General features: G+C 55.9%; 1 pseudogene. It reads right to left on the bottom strand.

The features are described 5' to 3' along the window. Nucleotides 1–245 (bottom strand): annotated as a pseudogene (locus KJQ96_RS39445) (carbohydrate ABC transporter substrate-binding protein); the annotation flags it as partial.

Below are 245 nucleotides of genomic sequence, written 5' to 3'. Positions count from 1 at the left end.
AGTTGGAAGCGCCGGGAGGCGTGCAGCATTTGTAAAGCGCCTTGTAGGCTTCGAGCCCCTTGACGGCGCCCGCCGAGTTGACGAAACCGTCCATCGCATATGGCTTGTTGGGGTCCTGGTATTTGAAGCCATAGTCGTAGAGATAATTCGAAACGCCCATGGTGATGCCTTCCGAACCTCGCTCGGTATAGATCGACGCCCCATAGACCTTCTTGCCGTCGATCTCTCGCCCCTGGAAGAATTTG

It is taken from the genome of Bradyrhizobium sp. sGM-13 (assembly GCF_018398875.1).
GTDB lineage: Bacteria > Pseudomonadota > Alphaproteobacteria > Rhizobiales > Xanthobacteraceae > Bradyrhizobium.
Note: the sequence above shows the minus strand (reverse complement) of the source record. Positions and strands in the feature narration are given on the sequence as shown.